We start from the raw sequence: 20,439 nt of genomic DNA, 5'->3' as shown, positions 1-20,439 counted from the left end.
CTCACACCTCCTCCACCAGGGTGATGAACTCGTCCTCGACGACGGTGGTGCGCCCGCCGATGACGATGGCGGTGCTGATCGTCCACTTGTAGGTCTGGCCGGCCGTGCCGCCGCTGAGGTATAGCTGCAGCACGTTGCCGCTGACCTGCTCGCTGACCTTGGTGAGGCCCACCGGCGTGGTGACGGTGGGCGTGAGGCTGTCCACCGTGCGGCCGGCGATGACGGCGCTGTAGTCGATGTCCACCGGCAGGGTCTCGCCGGGCTGCTTCGGGAAAGATCCCATCATGGCCATGGGCGGCTCTCCTAGTCGTTGCGGGCCGGGCTGAGGTAGCGCACGGCGCGGCTGGGTGATGCGAAGACTGCCGTGCGGGCCGGGCTGAGGTAGCGCACGGCGCGGCTGGGTGATGCGAAGACTGCCGTGCGGGCCGGGCTGAGGTAGCGGCGCGGTGCCGGGGTGTAGAGGGCGGGTGCCGCGCCACCCGCCGTGCCACTTGCGGTGCCGGTGACGGTGGCCAGGGCGGCCGAGCCGGCACCGCTCACCGCCACCGTGCCACTTGCGGTGCCGGTGACGGTGACCAGGGCGGCCGAGCCACTGCCGGTGACGGCCGCGCCACCCGCGCTCTGGAAGGCCCCGCTCTGGAAGGCCCCGCTCTGGAAGTCCACGGCTCAGCCCTACCTCACCACCACCAGATCATCACGGCGGCATCGCCACCCCGACCGCCGGCACCGCCGGTGACGCCGGCACCGCCGCCCCCGCCGCCACAGCCGTAGGCGCCGTTGCCGCCCGCGCCGCCCACACCGGACACCCCGCCGCCGTTGCCGCCCCCGGCCCCCGGCAGCAGCAGGGGCATGGACATGCCATGCACCGATGAAGCGGCCGGCATGCGGAACAGACCATGCCCGCCCGCCGAGCCATCGCCCGAGGCGTTGCCGGCACCGCCGGACACCACCGGCCCCCAGCCCGAGGGCTCGATCCAGCTGCTGATGGCGCTGCCCCCGCTGCCTGCGTAATCCACGGCGGCCTGACCTGCGCCGCCCAGGCCGCCCCCGGTGAACGAAACCACGCCTGAGGACGCCGCGCCACTCGTCCAACCGGCCGCGGCGCCCGTGCCACCCCCGGTCACATAGCTGGCGGCCAGCAAGGGGCCATAGGCCGTGGCACCGCCGCCGCTGCCGGCCGTGCCGCCGGCCGTGGCGCTGCCCGTGCCGCCGCCGCCGCCGCCGCCCAAGAACAGCAAGGTGCGCGATGGATTGCCCGGCCAGGCATGCAGGTACGAGGTGTTGCCCGAGCTGCCGCCGGCTGCCGATGCGCCGCCCGCCCCACCACGGGCCAGGTTGGCGTAGAGCGTGGGCGGGAAGAAGTCCGCCGGCATCCAGGCCCGGTAGAGCGACCCCACGCCGCCCCCGCCGCCCCCGCCACGCTGGCTGCCGAGAGACCCCGCGAAACCACCTCCACCACCACCACCGGCGCCCACGGCGAGGATGAAGAAGCCGCGGGCCCCGCGCGGCTTGGCGAAGGGCTGCCAGTTGTTGGTCGCACCATCCTGCGCCGTGAGAAGGGCGAATCCGCCCACGGCTGGCAGGTGTCCGATGTCGATCACAGCGCGGCCCCCAGCCGGAACAAATCGTCAGCCTGCGCGGCGCTCATCACCCCCGCCTCGATGGCGGCCAGCACCAGAGGGTCGGCCCGCTCGATGGCGGTGGCGTACTCCCAGCGGATGCGCGCCACGCTGCGTTGGGGCTCGGGCAGCGCCTCGATGAAGGCATCCACCTGGGCCGATAGACCGGCCCGGAACATGGCCTCGCGGGCCTGGGCGGGCGAGATGCTGGGCGGCACGGGCAGCGGCACGGGCGCGGGGTCGTCGCGCCCCCAGGCCGGGCGCGGCAGGTCAGCGTCGAGGACGCGGTTGCTGCCGGGCACCGGCACCTCCACGGGCTTGCCCGTGTCCGGGTGGCACCAGACCGAGCCGTCCGCAAGCTGCTCCAGCACGGCGTGCGTCTCGGTGCCCATCGCATCGGTGAGCACGTAGAGAGCCCAGCGCGGCATCAGTAGCACCCCCCGATGCCGGTGATGTTGACCGGCCCCGTCACGCTGGTGGCCAGGCAGACGTTGATCTTGTGCCCGGGGGTCAGCCCCAGGTTCAATGTCACATCGAAGACCTGCACCGAACTCGTGTTGCTGCCGGTGATGGCGGGCAGCGCGATCTCGTCGATCAGCACATTGTTCTCCGGCGTCGCATTGCTGCCGCCGTTGTTCAGGAACACGCGCAGCACCGTGGCCGCACTCACCGCAGCGGCCTTGACGCGCAGGCGCTGCAGGAAGCTGCCGTTGGTGGCATCCGCCGCGTAGGCGGTGAACACGGTACCCGTGCCGTCCACGGCGGTGTTGGCCGCCGTGCCGCCGGGGATGGTGACCCACTGGTTGTCGGGCTTGCGGGTGTAGATCGGGTCGGTGTTGGCAGGCATGGATCAGAACCCCTGCAGGTTGCGGGTGGCCGCGAGCACGCGGCCGCGGGTGCTGTGGGCGCTGAGTCCGGCTGTTGCATCGAGGGCAAGGCCGGACGCGACGTGAAGCTCGGCCGCCGCACCGTCGCCATCGCTGGCCCTGCCCACCAGGGCCGGGCCGGCGAGGAGCAACGCGTGGTCGGCGTTCCAGTCGGACGGGCGGACGACGCTGGGGTCGTCACCATCGGCCTTGGTGCTGACGAAGGCGTGCTTGACGCGGACGCTCATGGCGCGGGGCTCAGGCGTTGGGCGCAGTCAGCGTCTTGCTGGTGATCGTCACCGTCTGGCCTGCGGCGATGCTGGTGTTGTCCAGCGTTAGGTCGCCGCCGCCCCCGGTGGCGGTGACGCTGCCCTGCTCGTGGCAGGTGGTGCCGGCGTTGTCGACGATGCGGTAGTGGCCCACCGTGCCGGCCGCCGCGCCCGTGGCCTGCCAGGTTCCGCTCAGGGCCTTGCTGCCGCCGCTGGCGGAGGCCATCCAGTCGGCGGGCAGGGCCATGCCAACCAGCATGGTGCCGGTGGCCGCGGCGGCCGGGTTGGCCGGTGCCGCGCCGCTGTACAGGCGCAGCTTGGCGCCGGGGCCGGTGGCGGTTTCGATGGCGTCCAGCATGGCGTTGCGGACGGCGGTGCTGAATTGCAGGGCCATGGTGTTCAGGCTCCGGTGGAGCCGGGCGGGTTGTCGGTTGGGTTGTCGGCGGGCGCAGGCCCGGAGCCGGCCTGGCCGGCCTCGTCGATGGCGGCCTGCAGCGCGGCTTTGGTGGCATCGGCGGCGGCGTCGAATTCGGACGCCACGATCGCGCGGCGCTTCTCGGTCAGCACGGCCTCGGGCATGCCGGTGGCCTGCATCAGCGCCAGGATGTCCAGCTCGGACGCCACGTCGGCCAGGGTGTAGTCGCTGGGCCAGCTCACCGTCACGCGGTTCTCGGTGCCGAGCGCCCGGTGGAAGAGCGTCCACATGCGCAGCTCGAGGGCCTGCAGGTTGAGGCTGAAGCGCGATAGCGCTGCGTTCAGCGCGTCGAATCGCATGCGCCGGCTCAGGCCGCTTTCGGCCTGGCCGCTGCTGCTGACGGCGTCATCCATGGCCACCCTGGCGATCTCCTTGCGCACAGCGGCAATGGCGGCCATGTAGGACTCCACCGGCCCGGGATCAGGCGCGATGAAGCCCGGCCGCTCGCCCTGGTAGACCATCATGGAGTGCGTGCCTACGGTGGCGGCCACGGTCTTGGCCACGTCGGCGCCGTCGCTGCCCTCGGGAACCTGCAGGGTCAGCAGGCTGAATGTCTGGGCGCGCAGGATCTCGCGCAGCTCGCTGCGCAGGTTGAAGAGGTCGCGGCTGAGGTCGGCGATCTGCGTGAAGCGGCCGAGGCATGGGAAGGAGCTTCCGTCCTCGGTGAAGGCCAGCACCGGGCAGGCGCCGAAGCCGTGCTCACCCTCGGAGAAGACGTCCCACTCGTCCAGAAGCGACCGACCGCCAGCTTCGGTGCGGCGCACGCGAAGGCGCCAACTCGTGGTGTCGTAGTCGCGGCGCACCTCGCGCAGCACACCATCGACGAATTCCATGCCGGACAGGGTCACCTGCTCGAATGCGCCGCCGAAAGCGTCGAGCTGGTACGCATCGATGGCCTCGGGGTACGCCGCGCGTACATAGGGCAGGGCGCGCAGCCGTTGCTGGGCGCTGAGGGTGGGGGCTTGGTTCGTTGCCAGTCGATCGACCACCAGCAGCATGGAGCCGCGCGCCGCGGCCTGCTGCGCAAACTGGCGCCAGAAGCTGTCCAGGTCGCGCCCGGCCAGGTCGGCGTCGGCCAGCATGGCCTGCACCAGCGGTGCATCCGTCCCTTGGCGTTGCGGCTTGCGCCGGCCTAGGAACGCGGCGAAGCGGTCGCAGGCCTGGCGCATGTGGTTCTCGTAGGTCGCCAAGGCGTTGCGGGCCTTGAACTTGTCGTCGCCCTCACGCGTGTGGCGCACCAGATGCGAGCCATCGCCAAGCGCGGGCCGGAATCCGCCGCGCCCGTCCAGAGCCTGGCCGGCGAGGTCGAAGAGGTTGCGGTAGGCGCTCCAGTCCATCGCCCGATGGTTGGCGCCAAGTCGGACGCGGATTGGCAAAGCGCGTCCGATGCCCGGCGGATGCTGCCTTGCAAGGCTCAGCGAGATGCTTGGCCGATGTGCCGGCTGGCGCGGGATGCGCGGCCACGGCGCAGACCAACCGATCCGCCTCAATGCCATGAACCTCGACGCCTACAAGGACAAGATCGACAGCGAGACGCTGCAGGCCCTGTCCGCCGACCTCGCCAAGCACACCGACGCCCTGGAGGCCCGCGCCCTCAAGGCCGAGGACAAGGCGCGCAAGGCCGCCCAGGAAAGCATCGATGGGCGCAAGGGCAAGGATGCGCTGCTGGCCAAGGCGCTCGAGAAGCTCGGTATCGACAGCCCGGACGAGCTCGACAACCTGCCCGACGCCAAGGGCCAGGCCGAGGCGATCAAGCAGTACGAGATCAAGCTCAAGCGAGCCGAGCGCGAGCGCGACGAAGCCAAGCAGTCCGCCACCGAGGTGACGGGCCGCTACCAGGCGGAGAAGCGCGAGCGCGCCATCGCCGATCAGCTTGCCCGCCACCCCTTCGCCGATCCGGACGTGGCGCGTGCCGTCATCAGCCAGAGCCTGAAGCAAGACGGCGACGAGCTGTTTTTCATCAGCGCCGACGGCCTGCAGGTGCCGCTGGCCGATGGCGTGGCCGGCCTGGTCAAGGCCAAGCCGGTGCTGCTCAAGCCTGCGGACAACGGCGGCAGCGGCAGCGGCTTCAAGGGCGCCCAGGGCGGCAAACCTGGCGGCAACAAGACCATGAGCGCGCAGGACTTCGCCGCGCTCAGCCCCAAGGACCGCGCCAAGGCCGTCGGCGATGGCTTCGCCATTGCCGACACGGCCTGAACACCCACCCCGCCGCATCCCTTTGATCCCCGGAGCCTGACATGGCCAACACCCTGACCGCCCTCATCCCCACCCTGTACAGCGCCGCGCAGGAGGTATCCAACGAGCCCTTCGGCGTCATCTCGTCCATCGCGGCGAGCTTCGATGACAAGGGCGTCGCCGTGGGTGACTCCGTGCGCGTGCCGATCGCCCCGACGGCGCAGACCGCCGACTTCGTACCGGCCATGACCGCCAGTGCTGGCAGCGACGCCGCCGCCTCCAGCGTGGACGTGCAGATCACGGCCAACAAGTTCGTCAGCTGGCACCTCACCGGCGAGCAGCTGCGCAGCCTGCAGAACGGCGACAACGACCGCGAGTGGGTGCGCCAGATGGTGGCCCAGGGCATGCGCGCCCTGCGCAACGGGGCCGAGCAGGCCTGTGCGCAGGCCATCAAGGTGGGGGCCTCGCGCGCTGTCGGCTCGGCGGGCACCACGCCCTTCGGCTCGGACATCAATTTGATCGCGGAGGCCCGCAAGACCCTGGCCGACAACGGCGCCCCGCTGACCGACCTGCAGATGGTGTTCGACACCGCCGCAGGCCTGAACCTGCGCAAGCTGGGCATCGTCCAGCAGAGCTACCTGGCCGGCGGCGATGCGGAGCGCCGCAGCGGCGACCTGCAGCGCCAGTTCGGCTTCACCCTACGCGAGTCCGCCGGCATCGGCCTGCACACCAAGGGCACCGGCGCCAGCTACGTCACCAGCGGCGCTACCGCGCCGGGCGTGGCCGACATCACCCTGGCGACCGGCACCGGCACCGTGCTGTCCGGGGATGTGCTCAGCTTCGCCGCGGACGGCGCCAACAAGTACGTGGTCGGCACCGGCCGCAGCGGCCCGGGCCTCATCAGCCTGAACCGCCCCGGCGCGCGCATCACCATCCCCATCGGCAACGGCGTGACCGTGGGCAACAACTACACCGCCAACCTCGCCTTCGAGCGCAACGCGGTGGTTGGCATCATGCGCCCGCCGGTCATGCCGGCCAACCCGCTGATGCAGCAGCAGCTCATCAGCGACAGCACCGGCATGACCTACCTGCTGGTGCAGATCGCCGGTGACGGCATGTCCACCTGGCGCCTGCACCTGGCCTACGGCTTCAAGGTGGTGCAAAGCGAGCATGTCGCGCTCGTGATGGGCTGATCGCCATGGACAAGCTCATCACCATCTCCCTCAACGGCGAGCGCATTGCCGTGCACCCGGACTGCCTTGGCGCCCACCTGCGCCTTGGCTGGCGCCAAGTCCACGACGACGACGACGACAAGGTTGCGCCGCAGGCCAGCAGGCGCCGCGCCCGTCCGGCGGACACCGTCCGCGAATCGGGTGGCGCATCCGCTACGGCGGATGGGAACCAGGCGGAGGCCTGACATGCCGCAGCAAGCCACCACCCTGAGCATTCCGCCGTCGCCCGACGGCACCGAGATCAACCCGCCCTGCGGCGGCAGCTGGCTGCGGCACCAGGACGGCAGCCTCAGCCCGGCCGACGCCGGCAGCGAAGCCAGCGCCGCGCAGGCGCTTGGCCTTGTTGCTGACGCGAACCTCGAAGCCGGCCAGGCCCGCCTTGAACCCATGCAGGAGGAGTAAGACATGGCCGGAAGCATCCAGAAGACCGTCATCCTGGCCAAGGTGGAGACCGCCTCGGGCACCGATGCCGCACCCACCCACACGGCCGACGCCGTGGCCATCCGCGTGAGCAACTTGTCGGTGAAGGTGACCGAGAAGTTCGCTGAGCGCGACACCATCATTGGCGCCTTCGCTGCGCCGGACCGACTGCCCTACACCCGCCGTGCCGAAGTCACCTTCAGCTGTGAGCTGCAGAGCTCGGGCACCCTGGGCACGGCGCCGGCATGGGGTGACCTGCTGATCGGCTGCGGCTTTGCCGAGGCCATCACAGCCGGTGCGCGGGTGGACTACACGCCGTCGTCGATCGGCCTCAAGACCCTCACCATCTGGGCCTACATCAACGACCGGCTCGAGAAGTACAACTTCTGCGCCGGGACGTTCAAGCTCAACATGAGCGTGGGTCAGGTCCCCAGCCTGGATTTCACCTTCACCGGCCTGGTCAGCAGCGTGACCGGTTCCGCCGGCGTCACGCCCACCCTCACGGGCTGGATCCGCCCCGAGGCCGTCGGCCCCGTGGCCACCACGCAGCTCAGCCTCGGTGCCGCCACCTACAGCGCGGGCGCGATCACGGGCGGCACGGCCTACAACTTCAAGGACTTCAGCATCGACTGCGCCAACGACGTGCAGGACCTGGAGCTGGCGACGCAGGAAACCGTGGCCATCTACGGACGCGCGCCCACCTGCAGCCTGACGGCCGACCTGGGCCCCAGCGCACACGCGAACCTCGTGGCCGACATGCACGCGGGCACCGCCCGCGCCCTGGGCCTTGTGCATGGCAGCGCCAGCGGCCGCAAGGTGCTCGTCTACGCCCCGGTGGGCGTCATCACCAGCGTGTCCGACCAGGTCGACGGCACGAAGATGTTCAGCGCGGTGGAGATGACCCTGCGCCCGTCGAGCGCGAACGACGACTTCCGCATCGTCGCCATCTGACCCAGCACTTCGACCGATGACCCAAGCCGAAACCAACCGCGCTCCGGCCGACGACGAGCTGCTCGCCCTGCTGGGCGAATCCGGCAGCACCTACACCACCCGTGCCGGCGAAGTACTGGAGCTCGCACCCATCAAGGTCCGCCAGATGGCCGCCGTGGCCCGCGCCGCTGCGCCCCTGTCGGGCGTGCTGGCTGGCATGGCCCGCGGCGGCGGCATCGACGCCGTGGCCCTGGCCGCGCAGGGCGACGAGCTGGCCGCGCTGCTGGCGGCCCTGACCGGCCGGCCCGCGCAGTGGGTGGGCGAGCTGCCGCTGGATGACATGGTGGGCCTGCTCACCGAGGCCCTGGCCGTCAACGTCGATTTTTTTTCGAGCCGGCTGCAGCCCGCCATCGAGCGGGCGGCGGGCCGGATCACGGCGGCCTTCGGCGCGCTGGGCCCGATGCATCCGCCCCCGGCTGGTTCGACCTTGCCGCCCGGCTGATCGCCGCCGGCCACCGCCACGCGGACCTGCCGGGCTACACGCTTGCCCAGGTCCGCGGCTACCTGCGGGCGCACGCCCGGCTGGATGCCGCGGCGCGGGTGGCCAGCATGGACGCGCAGCGCCTGGCCGCGCACGCCGCGGGCGACGACTACCTGGATGCCCGCGCGTCCATGCTGGACCTGGACGGATCGCGCGCCGCGGCACGCCAGGACGAGCACTGGCGGGGCCTGGGCGAGGCGCTTGGGCTGGACCTGGCTGGGGAAGGGTGGCGGGAGGGGTAGGAGTGATCAGTCGCGCTTCGGCGTGGCGTCGTCCACAACGCTGACGCCCATCAGCGCCAGGCTCTGGAAGAGCGCCGAGGCACACACGATGAGCACCAGCCCGGCCGGCACCAGCAGCAGCATGACCGCGAACAGGTACATCGCCGGCTTGAAGCCCGCGAAGGCTAGCCCCATGAGCGCCACGATGGCCCAGTAGGTCATGACTTCGCGCCGTTCGCTCTCTCGCACCCGCCGGGTCAGTTCTTCGTCGCTGGGCAGTGGGTTCACGGCGTCCTCCTTGGTCTTCCAACTTTCATTTTGAGGCTTGAAGCATGAGCGGAGTAGCCCCCGTCAGCATCAAGATCGCCCTGGACGGGGCGCAGGCTGTCTCCGCCCAGCTCAACGGGGTGCTGCAGGCCGCGCGCGCTGCGTTCTCGGGCATCTCGGATTCCGGCAAGTCCATCAGCGGCGGCCTGTCTGCCGCCGAGCAGTCGGTGGAGGCCCTCACGCAGCGCATCGAGCGCAGCAACGGTGCATTCGCCCGCCTGCGCGACAGCGGCAAGCTCACGGCCGAGCAGCTGGCCCGGCTCGACCTGGCGCGCGCCGCGCGGGTGGAGCCCCTGCAGGCCCAGCGCAGCACGCTGCAGGCCCAGCAGGCCGAGCTGAAGATCGCCGGTGCACGCGACACGCTGGGCGTGCGGCCCTTCGCCGACATCAAGGATGGCATCGACCAAGCCAAGAAGGCCTTCGAGACGCTCAAGGAAAGCGGCACCCTCAGCGTCACGGCCATCGCCCAGGCCAAGCTCAAGCTGCAGGAGCGCATCGCCGAGCTGAACGCGCAGACCAACGGCTTCGCGCAGTCCTTCCTCAAGGTCAAGGAAGCGGCAGCGGCGGCGGTGGGTTCCTTCCTGGTCTTCCGCGCGGCCAGCAGTGAGGCCATCGCCTTCGAAGCCGCCCTGGCCGACGTGCGCAAGGTGGTGGACACCACGCCCGAGGGTTTCGAGAGGATCACCCGCAGCATCCGCGAGCTGTCCGGCGAGCTGCCCGTCACCGCCGTGGGTCTGGCGCAGATGGCCGAGGCCGGCGGCCAGCTCGGCATCGCCGGCGAGCAGATCCCCGAGTTCGTGCGCCTGGCCTCCGAGATGTCGGTGGCCTTCAAGATAAGCGCGGAGGACGCCGGCAGCGCCGTGGGCAAGCTGGGCAACATCTTCGGCCTGAGCGTGCCGCAGGTGCGCGCGCTGGCCGACAGCATCAACGCCCTGGGCGACAGCAGCGCCGCCACCGAGCGCGACATCGTCAACGTGCTGCAGCGCACCGGCGGCATGGGTCGCCAGTTCGGCCTGAGCGCACAACAGGTCTCCGCCCTGGCCGCCAGCATGCTGAGCCTGGGCGACCCGCCCGAGATCGCCGCCACCGCCATCAACAACCTGCTGAGCAAGCTGCAAGCCGCGCCGCAGCAGAGCGCTGACTTCCAGCGCGTGCTGAAGGTGCTGGGGGTGGACGCCAAGACACTGGCCGGAGCCATCGAGCAGGACGCACAGGGCGCGCTGCTGGGTTTCCTGGGAACGCTGGAGACGCTCGACGCCAAGAGCCGCAGCCAGGCCCTGGCCGGGCTCTTTGGCAGCGGCGGCGATACCGCCACCCTGGCCAAGCTCACCGGCAACCTTGACCAGCTGCGCACGGCCCTGAAGACCGCGCAGGACGAAGCCGCGCAAGGCGGCCTGGGCAAGGCGCTGGCCATCCAGCTGGAAACCACCGACGCCCAGATCAAGATCCTGCGCAACGGCATCGGCGAGATCGGCATCGCGCTGGGTGCGGCGCTGCTTCCGGCCATCAAGCTGGTGGCCGGCCTGGTGAACGGCCTGGCCAAGCTCATCGCCACCGTGGTGGACGCCGCGCCGGGGCTGGCCGCCTTGGCCGGCGGCGCGGCGGCCATCGCCCTGTCCTTCGGAGCGCTGCGGATCGCGGCGGCCACCCTGGGCCTGTTCTTCTCAAAGCTCGGCCTGTCGCTCGGCCTGCTGGTTCCCGGCCTGGTGGGGGCGGGTACGGCTTCGGCTGGGGCCAGCGTGGGCGTGGGCTTGCTGGGCGGCGCCATGCGGCTGCTGCTTGGCCCCGTGGGGCTGGTGTCGCTGGCCATCACTGGCCTGATCGCGCTGTGGGACAGCCTGGCCGAGGCCAAGAAGAACAAGCCGGCGGCCTCCGCGGGCGACTTGGCCGCCGAGCGGCAGGCCATCCAGGCTGAACTGGATCGCATCAAGGCCGGCGCGGACAAGGGCCGGGTCGGGCTGAACGTCCAGGCGGAATACAACGAGCTCAAGGCCCGTGCGGCCCAGATCGATGCGCAACTGAAAGCCCTCGCGCCCAGCGGCAAGCCAGGCGACACACCGGGCGAGAAGCCGGTCGAAGGCGGGCGCGACATCACCGCCGAGCTGGCCGCTGTGAGCGACGCCGCACGCCAGGCCGCACAAGCCCGCCTGGCCGCCGACAAGGCCGCCCGCGAAGCCCAGGCCACCCTGGCCGCCGATGCCAACGCCCGCGCCCTGGCCGAGCTGCAGCGCCGGCTTGAGGCCGAGACCCTGAGCCTGGAAGGCTTCTACGCCGAGAAGCTGCGCCTTGCCCGGGCCGATGTGGACGCGCAGATCCGCCTGCGCGAGCAGGACCTGGCCGCGCTTGGCAAGGCGGCCCCCAGCAGCCAGGCCGAAGACGCGGCGCGGCTGGAGCAGATCAGCAAGCGCGAGGCGCAGCGCGACGCGATCAAGCCCAAGCTGGGCGACAAAGACGCCGAAGCGCAGCGCGCCAATCTGCAGGACGAGATCGACAAGCTGCACGCCGACCGGGCGCGTAGCCTCCTCGCCAGCGAGGCCGAGCGCGAGCAGCAGCGCGCCGAGCGCACCAAGCTGCAGGCCGAGCTCACCCGGCTGCGCCGCGACCGCGCCCAGCTGCCGGCCGACACCGAACGCGAGCGCCGGGCCGACGAGCTCAAGCTCGCCGAGCAGGCCGTGCGCGAGCGCCTTGGCATCGAGCAGCGCGGCATCGACGCCGAGCTGGCCCTGCGCACCCAGGCCCGTGCCGCGGGCGAGCTGGACGCCGCCGGCCTGGCCGCGGCCGCCGAGCAGGCTGCGCTGCGCCGCGTGCAGGCCGAGGCGGCCGCGGCCGACGCCATCCTGGCCGAGCGCCGCCGCCTGGGCGCACCGGCGGCCGAGGTGCGCGCCGCCGAAGCCGATGTCGGCGCCGCCCGCGGCCGAGTCACCGAGCAGCGCAGCGGCACCCTGGCCGAGGCCGGCGAGCAGCTGCGCCGCCTGCGCGAGCAGGCCCGCGACATCCGCCTGAACCTGGTGGCCGACCCGCAGCAGCGCGACCTGCAGGAGACCGAAGCGCGCATCAAGCGCCTGCGCGAGGAAGCCGGCAGCATCACCGCGCGGCTGAATGTGCAGCTCGACGCCAAGGACACCACCAAGACGCAGCGCAGCGCCATCGAAGCGCAGCTGCGCGAGCTTGCCAGCGCCACCGCCGACGCCGTGGCGGCGGAAAACGAGGCCCTGGCCGAGCGCATGAAGCCCGGCTGGCGGCGCCTGGTGGACGGCTGGCGCGACACCCAGCGCCTCATGCGCGAGGCCACCGACAACGCCATGCAGGGCCTGCTCAGCAGCGCGGAGGACGCCTTCGTCCGCTTCGCCCAGACCGGCAAGCTCAGCCTCAAGGGCATGGTGGACACCATCATCGCCGAGCTGGCGCGGGTGCAGTTCCGCCAGGCCGTGGCCAGCAGCGGCGGGCAAGGGCTGCTGGGCTTGATCGCCAGCTTCCTGTCCGGTGCGGGGGGCGGCTCGGCCGGCGCAGGATCGAGCGGCGTGGACTACAGCCTACCCACGGCGGGCGTCAAGCTCGGCCGCGCGGGCGGCGGCCTCATCACGGGCCCCGGCACCGGCACTAGCGACGAGGTGCCGGCCATGCTGAGCAACGGCGAATTCGTCATCCGCGCTGCGGCGGTGCAGCGCCTGGGCCTGGGCCTGCTGGAGCGCCTGAACCAGGCGGACCGCGTGCCCGCCGGCGTGCGCCGCAGCCTGCCGGCCTTCGCCGAGGGCGGGCTGGTGGGCCGTTCGGCGGCAGCAAGCTGGCGCAGTGACTCCTCGCCGATGCAGGTCATCGTCAACAACAACGCCGGGCAGGTGGCCCAGGCCAGCGCCAGCGAAGGCCGCGGCCCGGACGGCAGTCGCATCGTTGAGGTGCTCATCGAGCAGGTCGAAGCCACGCTGGCCGGAAAGATCAGCCGCGGCACAGGCCCGGTGGCCGGGGCCTTGCAGCGCACCTACGGCCTCAACCGCGCTGCGGGCGCCTACTGACCCCGACCGACCGCCATGGCCGCCTTCCCCTTCAGCCTGCCCGGCCCGCTGGTGCAGGGCTACAGCATCAGCCCGCTGGACGGCACCCTGCGCAGCGACATGGACAGCGGCCTGGCGCGCGTGCGCCTGCGCAGCACCGCCCGCCTGGATCGGGTGGAAGCCACCTGGCGCCTGCGCACGGACGAGCTGGCCGCCTGGCGTGCCTGGGTGGGCAGCTCCGAGAGCTACAACCTGCTGCAGTGCAGCCAGGACTTCGCGAATGCCTACTGGGGATCGGCGCGGATCCAGTCGAGGCAGCCCGACGCGCTCGCGGCCCCTGACGGCTCGCTGAGCGCCGACGGCCTGGTGCCCAACACGGAGCTTGGTGACCATTACATCGAGCGCAACGTGACCGGCCTGCCGCCGATGAGCGAGCACACCGTGTCGGTCAACGTGCGCGCCGCTGGCTCACGCGACATCCAGATCTATGCCTTCGGGACGGGCAATGCGCTGCACAGCGTCAAGCTCAACACCGAGACGGGAGCCGCCGGACTGATCGCCTCGGCGGAGTACACCTCCGGGGCCGGCGTGACGACGGACTGGGGCGTTCAGGCCCTGGTCGGAGGGTGGTGGCGGATGTGGCTCAGCGGCTACCCGAACGCCTCGGCGACCAATCGCCGTTTCCGGATCCGGCTGACCGATGCGGCGGGCGTTGGCGCGTTCGCTGGCGACGGCGTCACCGCGACGGCCTACGTCTGGGGCGCCCAGCTGTCTGCAGGTCCCTTGCGGCCCTACCTCCCGACGCGCACCACGGCGCCTGCATCCGTGGATGGGCTGCAGGGCGGCGCGGGTTGGTTCGAGATCACTTTGCACCTTGGGGGCACGAAGCCCGAAACACGACTGGCGCGCTTCGTCGGCGCGCCGTCCTACCGCATGCACTCGCAGGCCTTCTGGGATGTGAGCGCCGCTCTGGAGGTCCGCTGAGATGCCCGACAGCACCCTGAGCCAGGCCTTACGCGAAGCCTATGCCAGCGTCCCGGAGGGCGAGGTTGTCTTCCACACCCTGGAGCTGTGGCACCCCGACTTCACGGCGCCTGTCCGGGTGGTCCGAGACTTCCAGGACTTGCAGGCCCGTCTGGAGCCCGCGGCACCCCGCCAGCCAGGTGCACTGGTGGACTTCGTGGCCTTTGCCTTCGACGCCGCGCTGCCCGAGGTGAGCCCGGACGCTTCGCCCACGCTGACGCTGGAGATGGACAACGCGGGCCCGGAGTTGATGACCCAGATCGAGCGCGCCGCCATCTCGACGCAACCCGTGGAGGTGATCTACAGGCAGTACCTGGCCAGCGACCTCGAGGCGCCTCAGAACGACCCTCCGCTGACCCTGCAGGTGCTTTCCATCCGCGCCACGCCGCTGCGGGTGACGGTGCGCTGCGGCTTCGCTGACCTGGCGAACCGGCGTTTCCCGGCCCGCAGCTACACCGCGGCCGAATTCCCGGGCCTGATCGCATGAGCATGATGCACGCCGCCGACATGGCAGGTCTGCACTGGTCCGCCGCCTACCTGGGCCAGCCCTGGGCCAACGCCCCCAACAGCGACTGCTGGGGCTTCGTGCGCCGCGTCTGGCGTGATCGCTGGGCGCTCGATGTGCCACCCCTGTCGGTGGACGCCACGTCCGCCCGGGCCTGCGCCCGCGCGGCAGCCGATGTCAGCGATGGGCCGCAGTGGTTGGTCATCGAGCTGGCCCAGGCGCACGAGGGCGACGCGGTGCTGCTGGCCCGCGGCGGACACCCCTCGCACGTTGGCCTCTGGGTTGCCACGGGCGGCGTGCTGCACTGCCTGCAGGGCCGTGGCGTGGTCTACACCCCGGCGGGCCGGCTGGCCGCGCAGGGCTGGCCGCAGCGGCGGATCTACCGCCACGCGAGCGGCGCCACCTTGCGCCCGGCTGCGGTCCTGCTGGAGCCCGGCGCATGAGCCCGATGGTGCATCCGACCCCGCTTGCGCCACGCGCCTGGTGCGTGATCCAGCGCGACCCATTTCACCCCTCGACGGGCCGTGAGCTGCGCGCCATCCACGACGCCTGCCGCCTGGTCGACGTGGTGCCCGCGTTGAGCGTGCCGCACATCCTGCTGCGCAACGGGAAAGCCGTGCTCCGCGCAGACTGGGATCAACCAGTGGTCGACGGCGATCACCTGGCGGTGGTCTGCCTGCCTCAGGGCGGCGGCGGCGGCTCGGACCCGCTGCGCACCGTACTGACCATCGGACTGATCATCGCTAGCCAGGGCGCCTACGTCGCAGCGCTTGGGGCGAGCGTTGGCCTCACCGCCGCGCAAGCAGGTGCCTTGGCATTCGCCGCCGGCAGCGCGCTGATCAACGCCGTCATCCCCCCGCCCAAGGCCCCCAGCAACCTGGCGGCGGCGGCGCTGGCCGCCCCCAGCCCGACCTACAACCTGCAGGCCCAGGGCAACCTGGCGCGCCTGGATGCAGCCATCCCCGTGCAGTACGGGCGCCTGGCTGGCTACCCGGACCTGGCCGCTCAGCCCTACCAGGAGTTCGCTGGCAACGAGCAGTACATCTACCAGCTGCTGTGCCTTGGGCAGGGTGAGTACGACATCGAGGCCCTGCGGATCGAGGACACGCCCGTCAGCAACTTCGACGACATCACCTACGAGGTGGTGCCGCCTGGCGGCACGGTGAGCCTCTTCCCGGCCTCGGTCGTCACCAGCGCCGAGGTGGCCGGGGCCGAGATCATTGGGTCCGCCTCTGGAACGTACAGCCAGGCCGGCACGACGCTGACGGTGACGCTGACGGCGCATGCGCTCAGCTTGGGGCGCGCCGTGGTGCTGGACTTCACGACCGGCACCGCGCCCGATGGCGAGTACACGGTGGCCTCCGCCCCGACGCCAGACACCTTCACCGTCGTGATGCCGGCGGCGGCGGCGGCCACACGCAGCGGCAACGTCAGCGTCACCCGCTACCTCGGCGGCTTCAATGCCGCGGGCGCAGGCACCGTGGCCACGGCGATCGGCCTGGACTTCGTGGCGTCGCGCGGACTCTACGTCTACAACACCAGCACCGGTGCGGTGGGCAGCATCAGCGTCACCGTCGAGATTGGGCTGCGCCCCATCGACGCCGCCGGCGCGCCGGCAGGTGGCTGGGTGGTGTTCACCGAGACCTTCACGGACAGCAGCACCACGCCCCAGCGCTACAGCCGCCGCTACGACGTTTCCCCTGGGCGCTACCAGGTGCGGGTGCGCCGCACCAACGCCAAGAGCACCGCGACCACGGCAGGCCATGAACTGGCCTGGGCAGGCTTGCGCAGCTACCTGCAGGGCAGCAACGCGTTCGGCGACGTGACGCTGATCGCGATGCGGATGCGGGCCAGCAACAACCTCAGCGGCCTGGCCTCGCGCAAGGTCAACGTCATCGCCACGCGCAAGCTCCCGCTGTGGGATGGCAGCGCCTGGAGCGCACCGCAGCCCACCCGCAACCCGGCCTGGGCCCTGGCCGATGCCTGCCGAAACCCGGGCTACGGCGCAGGGCTCGCCGATGCCCGCATCGATCTGGATGCGCTCGCGTCCCTGGCCGAGGTGTGGGACGGTCGTGGCGACAGCTTCGATGGTCGCTTCGACAATGCGGTCAGCCTGTGGGAAGCGCTGAGCAAGATCGCCGCAAGCGGCCGCGCCCGGGCGTTCATGCAGGGCGGCATCGTGCGCGTGGTGCGCGACCAGCCCCAAGAGATGCCGGTGGCCCTCTTCAGCCCAGCCAACATCCTGCGGGGCTCGCTGAGCATCGATTACGCCGTGGCCAGCGACAGCACACCCGACAGCGTGGATGTGGGCTACTTCGACGAGACGCAGTGGGCCCCGCAGCGCCTCGTCGTCACCGTCCCCGGGGGAAGCTCGGCCCGGCCGGCCAAGCTCGAGCTTTTCGGCGTGACCCGCCGCGACCAGGCCTGGCGCGAGGGCATGTACCACGCAGCCAGCAACGCACGCCGTCGCCGCACGATCAGCTTCTCCACCGAGCTTGACGGCCTCATTCCAAGCCTGGGCGACCTGATTGCCGTGGCCCACGACATGCCCGCCTGGGGTCAGTCGGCCGATGCGGTCACCTGGACGGTCGCCTCCCGCACCCTGGTGCTCAGCGAGCCCATGAGCTGGGGCGCCGGGGCGCACTACGCCGCGCTGCGCGGCAGAGACGGGCGTGTCAGCGGTCCCTGGCCGGTCACCCGCGGCGCGGACGACAAGACCCTGGTCTTCACCCTGGCGCCCGACATCACGCCCGACACCGGTGCCGCCCGTGAGCGCAGCCGGGTGAGCTTCGGACCGGCCCAGGCCTGGGCACAGCGGGCCATCGTGACAGCCGTCCGGCCATCCGGCGACGGCTCGGTGCAGATCGAGTGCGTCAACGACGACCCTTCCGTCCACACCGCCGAAACGGGCACCTTTCCGCCACCCGTGCAGGTCAGCCAGCTGGCGACCCAGTACACCGCGCCACAGGTGACCGGCCTGAGCCTGCGCAGCAGCAGCAACGACCCCGGCGTGGCCCTGCTCAGCTGGCAAGCCGCACCGGGGGCCGACTACTACCTGGTCGAGATGTCCGCCGCACAGACCGGGGCTGCGTGGACGCGCGTCGGCGAGACCTCGGCCGCCAACTACGCCGTGGCCGCGCTGTACGGCGCAGCCACCTGGATCCGCGTCGCGGCCTACGGCCGCACCCGCGGTCCCTGGGTGACCCTGAGCTTCGGGATGGAGGCCGACTACATGTGGTCGGCCGACGATGCAGCCCCGATGTGGTCGCCTGACGCCAGCAGCCCGATGTGGCGCTGATCAACCTCTGGAGCCAATCCATGCCAGCACTCCCCACCATCAGCGCACTCACCGGCGCAGCCACCACCGAGGGCCAGGCCAAGCAGTGGTTCGGCGAGCTGCGCAACTACCTCGCCGGCCTGCTCGGGGTCGAAGGGACGCCCGCCGCAGCGCGCGCCGCGCTGGGTCTCGTCAACACCCTGGGCACGACCGTGCTGTCCGCCAACACCACCCTGTCGATCACCGAGCACTTCGCGCGCGTGCTGCGCTGCACGGCCGGGCTCACGCTCACGCTGCCGCTGGCCGCAACGGCCGGCGACGGCTGGTGGTGCGAGGTGCAGATGTCAGGCACCGCAGCCGTCACGCTGGCCCGATCGGGCGGCGCGCTGATCACCGCCGCCGGTGGCGTGCAGGGCGGGCAGGCCTCCCTCAGCTTCCCGTCGACCAACCCAGCCAGCCCCCTCTGGGCGTGTCGCACCGTGCGCCTGCAGTGCGACGGCACCAACTGGCACATCCTCGCCACCGAGGTCTCGCGCGGCTTCCAGCGCTACACCGCGAGCGGCTCCTGGATCTGCCCCCAAGGCGTGCTGGCGGTGCTGGTCAGCGGTGCTGGAGGTGGAGCGGGCGGAACCGATGGGTCCGCAGGCTTCGACGGGAGCGGTAACTACCAGGCGATTCCTGGGGTGGTAGGTGGGTCGGGCGGCCGTGCACACCAGCGACTGGTTAATGTCACTCCGGGTGCAACCTATTCCGTGCTGATCGGCAGTGGCGGTGCCAGGGCGGCCAACGGCTCGCCCACGAGCTTCGGCGGCGCCTTGCTCGGCTTGCCGGGCGGGTCGGTTGGTGGCTCCCCTGGTGCGTCCGATGCCTTCTATCCGGCCATGGCTGGCGCTTCCAGCGGTGCTGGCGGCGCTGGCGGTGCCGCCGGCAGCGGCCTCGGCAGCGCCGGTTCGCCTGGCTTCCTCGAGGTGTCATGGTGACGCATCCCTACACGATGGCCGTGGTCGACCAAGAGGGTCTTGTGTCGAGCGTCGTCGTGGTCGAGCACTACGACCACCAGATCCAGGGCCTGACCCTGATCCCTATCCAGCCCGACGACCCCAACCCGCCCGGCATCGGATGGCGCTATGAGCGCGGCGCCTTCGCTCCGCCAGCCGAAGCGCGGGGCCCCGACAACCCCCAACCCGACGATTCCGAATGAACACCACAGACCATCCCGACCACGAAGACCGCCTCGCTGCGATCGAAGCCAGCCTCCGCGATGGCTCGGTCCGAATGGACAGCATGCAGGCCGAGCTCAGCGCCAACACCGCCATCACCGTGCAAGTCCGCGACCTGCTGCAGGCCTTGCGAGGAGGCCTGCGCGTGCTGGGCTGGCTGGGCGTTGCGGCCAAGTGGACCGGGGGTGTCGCGGCCGCGGCCACGGCCGTCTGGGCCTTGATCCACGCGGCCCTTCACTCCGGGCGCCCGCCCCATCCCTGAGGAGACCTTCATGTTCACCACCCTCATCTCATTCCTCGGCGGCAACGCCTTCCGCATGCTCTGGGGCGAGATCAGCTCATGGGTCGGTAAGCGCCAGGAGCACGCGCACGAGATCGAGCGCATGCGACTGCAGGCCGAGCTGGACGCAGCGCAGCACGTCCGCAACATCGAGAGCCAGCGGCTGCAGGCCAAGCTGGGAGTGCAGGTCATCCGCGTCCAGGCCGAGTCCGAGGTTGAAACCGCCGAAGCCCACGCCTGGGCGGCCGCGGCCGGAAGCATCGGCCGGCGAAGCGGAATCGGCTGGGTCGATGCATGGAACGGCATCATCCGACCGCTCGTTGCCACGGTCTGCGTCGTGCTGTGGGTGCTGCACGTCAGCCGCGCCGGCTGGGTGCTCGACGAGCAGGGCTGGGCAATCCTCGGCGCCGCGCTGGGCATCTACCTGGCCGACCGGACGCTGACGAAGCGTGGCAAGTGAGCCTGGCCGCATGAGCACCGCCGCCGCGACGCAGCAGTCCATGGACCTGGCCGCCGGGCTTTGCAGGCACTTCGAGGGCTTCATCGCGCACCCCTACCTGTGCCCCGCGGGCGTCCCGACGATCGGCTACGGGAGCACTCGCTACGCCGACGGAACGCCCGTGCGCCTGACCGACCCGCCGATCTGCCGCGAGGCCGCCGAGCGCCTGCTGCGACTGACCCTGACGCGCGACTACCTGCCCGCCGTGCGCCAGCTCTGCCCGGGCGTTGACACCCCCGGCCGCCTGGCCGCGCTGGTGGACTTCGCCTACAACTGCGGCACCGGCAACCTCAAGGCCAGCACCCTGCGCCGCAAGGTCAACGCCGAGGACTGGGATGCAGTGCCCACCGAGCTGCGCAAGTGGACCCGCGGCGGCGGGCGCGTGCTGCCCGGGCTGGTGCGGCGGCGCGAGGCCGAGGTGGCGCTGCTCACCTCACGCTGACCCGCAGCTGCTTGCCCAAGGCCGCGGTGCCGTCTGTGCAGGCGGTGGAGGTGTGCGTGCCGTGCATCACGGCCGCGGTTGGCAGACGTGGCTCGACTGGGATGCCGGACGCCGTGTGATGCCGGC

At 71.3% G+C, this 20,439-nt stretch carries 26 protein-coding genes; 17 read left to right on the top strand and 9 right to left on the bottom strand.

Going from position 1 to position 20,439, the window contains the following annotated elements; translation table 11 throughout:
• Window position 1: 1 nt before the first annotated feature.
• From H4F90_RS05685 to H4F90_RS05650, 8 genes are read right to left on the bottom strand one after another with little or no spacing between them, the layout of a single operon-like run.
• Complete coding sequence (locus H4F90_RS05685) at window positions 2-292, bottom strand: phage fiber-tail adaptor protein (RefSeq protein ID WP_182662281.1); 291 nt, start codon at window positions 290-292, stop codon at window positions 2-4.
• 11 nt (window positions 293-303) lie between these two features.
• Window positions 304-663, bottom strand: a complete 360-nt coding sequence (locus tag H4F90_RS05680; protein ID WP_182662280.1) for a hypothetical protein — start codon at window positions 661-663, stop codon at window positions 304-306.
• A 14-nt stretch (window positions 664-677) separates the two neighbouring features.
• Window positions 678-1,574, bottom strand: a complete 897-nt coding sequence (locus H4F90_RS05675; RefSeq protein ID WP_182662278.1) for a hypothetical protein — start codon at window positions 1,572-1,574, stop codon at window positions 678-680.
• A gap of 23 nt (window positions 1,575-1,597) precedes the next feature.
• Complete coding sequence (locus tag H4F90_RS05670; protein WP_182662276.1) at window positions 1,598-2,047, bottom strand: hypothetical protein; 450 nt, start codon at window positions 2,045-2,047, stop codon at window positions 1,598-1,600.
• Window positions 2,047-2,466, bottom strand: coding sequence for a hypothetical protein (locus tag H4F90_RS05665; RefSeq protein ID WP_182662274.1), 420 nt, complete (start codon window positions 2,464-2,466; stop codon window positions 2,047-2,049). Before H4F90_RS05665 ends, H4F90_RS05670 begins: the two co-directional genes overlap by 1 nt.
• 3 nt (window positions 2,467-2,469) lie before the next feature.
• Window positions 2,470-2,733 carry a hypothetical protein gene (locus H4F90_RS05660; protein ID WP_182662272.1) on the bottom strand — a complete coding sequence of 88 codons (264 nt, stop codon included), beginning with the start codon at window positions 2,731-2,733 and terminating at the stop codon, window positions 2,470-2,472.
• A 10-nt stretch (window positions 2,734-2,743) separates the two neighbouring features.
• The gene (locus H4F90_RS05655) at window positions 2,744-3,148 is read right to left on the bottom strand and encodes a hypothetical protein (protein ID WP_182662270.1); all 405 of its coding nucleotides are present in this window, start codon (window positions 3,146-3,148) and stop codon (window positions 2,744-2,746) included.
• Window positions 3,149-3,153: 5 nt separating this feature from the next.
• Window positions 3,154-4,566: a hypothetical protein gene (locus tag H4F90_RS05650; protein WP_182662268.1), complete on the bottom strand. Its 1,413-nt coding sequence runs from the start codon at window positions 4,564-4,566 to the stop codon at window positions 3,154-3,156.
• A gap of 157 nt (window positions 4,567-4,723) precedes the next feature.
• Between H4F90_RS05650 and H4F90_RS05645 the strand changes: the two genes are divergently transcribed.
• The 7 genes from H4F90_RS05645 (at window position 4,724) to H4F90_RS05615 (ending at window position 8,769) form a co-directional block, all read left to right on the top strand.
• Window positions 4,724-5,425: a hypothetical protein gene (locus H4F90_RS05645; protein WP_182662266.1), complete on the top strand. Its 702-nt coding sequence runs from the start codon at window positions 4,724-4,726 to the stop codon at window positions 5,423-5,425.
• Between the two features lie 41 nt (window positions 5,426-5,466).
• Window positions 5,467-6,597 (top strand): P22 phage major capsid protein family protein, encoded by a 1,131-nt coding sequence (locus tag H4F90_RS05640; protein ID WP_182662264.1) that lies wholly within the window; start codon window positions 5,467-5,469, stop codon window positions 6,595-6,597.
• Window positions 6,598-6,602: 5 nt separating this feature from the next.
• Entirely contained in the window at window positions 6,603-6,821 is a 219-nt protein-coding gene (locus H4F90_RS05635) for a hypothetical protein (protein WP_182662262.1), read from the top strand.
• Window position 6,822: 1 nt separating this feature from the next.
• Window positions 6,823-7,038, top strand: coding sequence for a hypothetical protein (locus H4F90_RS05630; protein WP_182662260.1), 216 nt, complete (start codon window positions 6,823-6,825; stop codon window positions 7,036-7,038).
• Window positions 7,039-7,041: 3 nt separating this feature from the next.
• Window positions 7,042-8,007 (top strand): phage tail tube protein, encoded by a 966-nt coding sequence (locus tag H4F90_RS05625; RefSeq protein WP_182662258.1) that lies wholly within the window; start codon window positions 7,042-7,044, stop codon window positions 8,005-8,007.
• Window positions 8,008-8,023: 16 nt separating this feature from the next.
• On the top strand, window positions 8,024-8,488 hold the full coding sequence (locus tag H4F90_RS05620) for a hypothetical protein (RefSeq protein WP_182662256.1): 465 nt from the start codon (window positions 8,024-8,026) through the stop codon (window positions 8,486-8,488).
• Between the two features lie 107 nt (window positions 8,489-8,595).
• Window positions 8,596-8,769: a hypothetical protein gene (locus tag H4F90_RS05615; protein ID WP_182662254.1), complete on the top strand. Its 174-nt coding sequence runs from the start codon at window positions 8,596-8,598 to the stop codon at window positions 8,767-8,769.
• Between the two features lie 6 nt (window positions 8,770-8,775).
• Here H4F90_RS05615 and H4F90_RS05610 read toward each other — a convergent pair whose 3' ends face one another.
• On the bottom strand, window positions 8,776-9,036 hold the full coding sequence (locus H4F90_RS05610; RefSeq protein ID WP_182662253.1) for a hypothetical protein: 261 nt from the start codon (window positions 9,034-9,036) through the stop codon (window positions 8,776-8,778).
• A gap of 44 nt (window positions 9,037-9,080) precedes the next feature.
• On the opposite strand from H4F90_RS05610, the gene H4F90_RS05605 reads away from it, so the two are divergent.
• From H4F90_RS05605 to H4F90_RS05560, 10 genes are read left to right on the top strand one after another with little or no spacing between them, the layout of a single operon-like run.
• Entirely contained in the window at window positions 9,081-13,088 is a 4,008-nt protein-coding gene (locus tag H4F90_RS05605) for a phage tail tape measure protein (RefSeq protein WP_182662251.1), read from the top strand.
• 15 nt (window positions 13,089-13,103) lie between these two features.
• The gene (locus H4F90_RS05600; RefSeq protein WP_182662249.1) at window positions 13,104-14,051 is read left to right on the top strand and encodes a phage head spike fiber domain-containing protein; all 948 of its coding nucleotides are present in this window, start codon (window positions 13,104-13,106) and stop codon (window positions 14,049-14,051) included.
• 1 nt (window position 14,052) lies between these two features.
• Complete coding sequence (locus H4F90_RS05595) at window positions 14,053-14,577, top strand: DUF1833 family protein (RefSeq protein ID WP_182662247.1); 525 nt, start codon at window positions 14,053-14,055, stop codon at window positions 14,575-14,577.
• On the top strand, window positions 14,574-15,038 hold the full coding sequence (locus tag H4F90_RS05590; RefSeq protein ID WP_182662245.1) for an NlpC/P60 family protein: 465 nt from the start codon (window positions 14,574-14,576) through the stop codon (window positions 15,036-15,038). Before H4F90_RS05595 ends, H4F90_RS05590 begins: the two co-directional genes overlap by 4 nt.
• Entirely contained in the window at window positions 15,035-17,893 is a 2,859-nt protein-coding gene (locus tag H4F90_RS05585; RefSeq protein ID WP_182662243.1) for a host specificity factor TipJ family phage tail protein, read from the top strand. Before H4F90_RS05590 ends, H4F90_RS05585 begins: the two co-directional genes overlap by 4 nt.
• On the top strand, window positions 17,884-18,852 hold the full coding sequence (locus tag H4F90_RS05580) for a hypothetical protein (protein WP_182662241.1): 969 nt from the start codon (window positions 17,884-17,886) through the stop codon (window positions 18,850-18,852). The genes H4F90_RS05585 and H4F90_RS05580 overlap by 10 nt, the downstream gene beginning before the upstream one ends.
• The gene (locus tag H4F90_RS05575; protein ID WP_182662239.1) at window positions 18,846-19,073 is read left to right on the top strand and encodes a hypothetical protein; all 228 of its coding nucleotides are present in this window, start codon (window positions 18,846-18,848) and stop codon (window positions 19,071-19,073) included. Before H4F90_RS05580 ends, H4F90_RS05575 begins: the two co-directional genes overlap by 7 nt.
• On the top strand, window positions 19,070-19,354 hold the full coding sequence (locus H4F90_RS05570; RefSeq protein ID WP_182662237.1) for a hypothetical protein: 285 nt from the start codon (window positions 19,070-19,072) through the stop codon (window positions 19,352-19,354). The genes H4F90_RS05575 and H4F90_RS05570 overlap by 4 nt, the downstream gene beginning before the upstream one ends.
• Before the next feature lie 10 nt (window positions 19,355-19,364).
• Window positions 19,365-19,832, top strand: a complete 468-nt coding sequence (locus H4F90_RS05565) for a hypothetical protein (RefSeq protein ID WP_182662235.1) — start codon at window positions 19,365-19,367, stop codon at window positions 19,830-19,832.
• Window positions 19,833-19,842: 10 nt separating this feature from the next.
• A complete protein-coding gene (locus H4F90_RS05560; RefSeq protein WP_182662233.1) occupies window positions 19,843-20,313 on the top strand; it encodes a lysozyme in 471 nt (156 codons plus the stop codon).
• Window positions 20,314-20,439: the final 126 nt, after the last annotated feature.

This window comes from Aquariibacter albus (genome assembly GCF_014145335.1).
In the GTDB taxonomy this organism is placed as follows: domain Bacteria; phylum Pseudomonadota; class Gammaproteobacteria; order Burkholderiales; family Burkholderiaceae_C; genus Aquariibacter; species Aquariibacter albus.
The sequence above is the reverse complement of the archived record's forward strand: the minus strand, read 5'-3'. Positions and strand labels throughout refer to the sequence as shown.

Excerpts from the sequence above, each read along its gene's own strand:
- H4F90_RS05685 (WP_182662281.1), bottom strand. The coding sequence starts at position 292 with ATGGCCATGATGGGATCTTTCCCGAAGCAGCCCGGCGAGACCCTGCCG.
- H4F90_RS05670 (WP_182662276.1), bottom strand. The coding sequence starts at position 2,047 with ATGCCGCGCTGGGCTCTCTACGTGCTCACCGATGCGATGGGCACCGAG.
- H4F90_RS05665 (WP_182662274.1), bottom strand. The coding sequence starts at position 2,466 with ATGCCTGCCAACACCGACCCGATCTACACCCGCAAGCCCGACAACCAG.
- H4F90_RS05660 (WP_182662272.1), bottom strand. The coding sequence starts at position 2,733 with ATGAGCGTCCGCGTCAAGCACGCCTTCGTCAGCACCAAGGCCGATGGT.
- H4F90_RS05655 (WP_182662270.1), bottom strand. The coding sequence starts at position 3,148 with ATGGCCCTGCAATTCAGCACCGCCGTCCGCAACGCCATGCTGGACGCC.
- H4F90_RS05650 (WP_182662268.1), bottom strand. The coding sequence starts at position 4,566 with ATGGACTGGAGCGCCTACCGCAACCTCTTCGACCTCGCCGGCCAGGCT.
- H4F90_RS05645 (WP_182662266.1), top strand. The coding sequence starts at position 4,724 with ATGAACCTCGACGCCTACAAGGACAAGATCGACAGCGAGACGCTGCAG.
- H4F90_RS05640 (WP_182662264.1), top strand. The coding sequence starts at position 5,467 with ATGGCCAACACCCTGACCGCCCTCATCCCCACCCTGTACAGCGCCGCG.
- H4F90_RS05635 (WP_182662262.1), top strand. The coding sequence starts at position 6,603 with ATGGACAAGCTCATCACCATCTCCCTCAACGGCGAGCGCATTGCCGTG.
- H4F90_RS05630 (WP_182662260.1), top strand. The coding sequence starts at position 6,823 with ATGCCGCAGCAAGCCACCACCCTGAGCATTCCGCCGTCGCCCGACGGC.
- H4F90_RS05625 (WP_182662258.1), top strand. The coding sequence starts at position 7,042 with ATGGCCGGAAGCATCCAGAAGACCGTCATCCTGGCCAAGGTGGAGACC.
- H4F90_RS05620 (WP_182662256.1), top strand. The coding sequence starts at position 8,024 with ATGACCCAAGCCGAAACCAACCGCGCTCCGGCCGACGACGAGCTGCTC.
- H4F90_RS05615 (WP_182662254.1), top strand. The coding sequence starts at position 8,596 with ATGGACGCGCAGCGCCTGGCCGCGCACGCCGCGGGCGACGACTACCTG.
- H4F90_RS05605 (WP_182662251.1), top strand. The coding sequence starts at position 9,081 with ATGAGCGGAGTAGCCCCCGTCAGCATCAAGATCGCCCTGGACGGGGCG.
- H4F90_RS05600 (WP_182662249.1), top strand. The coding sequence starts at position 13,104 with ATGGCCGCCTTCCCCTTCAGCCTGCCCGGCCCGCTGGTGCAGGGCTAC.
- H4F90_RS05595 (WP_182662247.1), top strand. The coding sequence starts at position 14,053 with ATGCCCGACAGCACCCTGAGCCAGGCCTTACGCGAAGCCTATGCCAGC.
- H4F90_RS05590 (WP_182662245.1), top strand. The coding sequence starts at position 14,574 with ATGAGCATGATGCACGCCGCCGACATGGCAGGTCTGCACTGGTCCGCC.
- H4F90_RS05585 (WP_182662243.1), top strand. The coding sequence starts at position 15,035 with ATGAGCCCGATGGTGCATCCGACCCCGCTTGCGCCACGCGCCTGGTGC.
- H4F90_RS05575 (WP_182662239.1), top strand. The coding sequence starts at position 18,846 with ATGGTGACGCATCCCTACACGATGGCCGTGGTCGACCAAGAGGGTCTT.
- H4F90_RS05570 (WP_182662237.1), top strand. The coding sequence starts at position 19,070 with ATGAACACCACAGACCATCCCGACCACGAAGACCGCCTCGCTGCGATC.
- H4F90_RS05565 (WP_182662235.1), top strand. The coding sequence starts at position 19,365 with ATGTTCACCACCCTCATCTCATTCCTCGGCGGCAACGCCTTCCGCATG.
- H4F90_RS05560 (WP_182662233.1), top strand. The coding sequence starts at position 19,843 with ATGAGCACCGCCGCCGCGACGCAGCAGTCCATGGACCTGGCCGCCGGG.